Below are 1,164 nucleotides of genomic sequence, written 5' to 3'. Positions count from 1 at the left end.
ATGAAGAACTGGTTGAACTCATCTGGCAGGTTATCTCAGCCAGCCTAAACGGGAATTACTCTTACAGGAAATCTATTTGGTTTGTCGGCGAGGGGAATGACGGTAAGGGTACTGTCCAACAACTTATAACCAACCTGGTAGGTATGCGAAACGTGGCCAGCTTAAAACTTAATCAATTTTCAGAGCGATTTGCTCTATCGATGATTGAAGGTAAGACAGTCATCATCGGGGACGATGTGCAAGCTGGTATCTACGTAGATGAATCTTCAAATTTCAACTCGGTTGTGACTGGTGAGCCAGTCTTGGTCGAGGAGAAAAACAAACAACCATATACGACCGTATTCAAAAAAACCGTCATTCAATCCACGAATGAACTACCACGTTTTAAGAATAAAACGAACGGTACATACAGACGGTTTGCGATTGTACCGTTTAAGAAGTCATTTTCAAGCAAGGAAGATAACTGGGCAATCAAGGACGACTATATCTATCGTGAAGAAGTTCTTGAGTACGTTTTGAAGAAAGCTCTTGAGATTTCATTTGATCGCTTCATCGAACCGCAAGCCTCGATTGAGGCCCTAGAGGATTTCAAAGAATCCAACGATACAGTCAAGGCATTTATCAGTGAATGGTTCAATAAATTTGAATCCACTCGCCTGCCCTCTCGGTTTTTGTGGTGGTTGTATCAGGAATGGTGTAAAGATGAAGGTGTCACGAGGTTGACGAAACGTAAATTCGAAACGCAATTAGCTAAGAATATCCCAGATGGTTGGGTTAAGAAAAAAATGAAACCATTAGGGAAATTTATTCCATCTGTGGACGTTCCAAAACATTATTCAGGTTTTAGCTGGTTGAATGATGAAAGTCAGATACTTACATCAGGGTATGAATTGGTTACCGTTTACCGTTAGGTTACCGTTCTTTTTTGACTACGGTAACCTGATTTAAGCCTTATGTATCAAGGGTTTACCTATTGTTAGTTACCGTATTACCTTTCTTTTCTATTGAAATAATAAAAAAATAAATAATATAAATATAAATAAAGGAGAAAGGTAACGGTAACGGTAACCTTGGGGCAAAAAAATGACGTAAACCGTTGGTACTACTGGATTTGTAGTGGTTACCGTTCTAAAATCAATAACGGTAACTTTTGGAGGGGAAATG

At 39.3% G+C, this 1,164-nt stretch carries 1 protein-coding gene; it reads left to right on the top strand.

What is annotated here, in order from left to right; genetic code table 11:
• On the top strand, positions 1 to 911 hold a 911-nt coding region (locus SMIDD28_RS12135), incomplete at its 5' end, for a phage/plasmid primase, P4 family (RefSeq protein WP_231075139.1).
• Positions 912 to 1,164 lie beyond the last annotated feature (253 nt).

It is taken from the genome of Streptococcus mitis (assembly GCF_001579045.1).
Lineage (GTDB): Bacteria > Bacillota > Bacilli > Lactobacillales > Streptococcaceae > Streptococcus > Streptococcus mitis_D.
The sequence above is the reverse complement of the archived record's forward strand: the minus strand, read 5'-3'. Positions and strand labels throughout refer to the sequence as shown.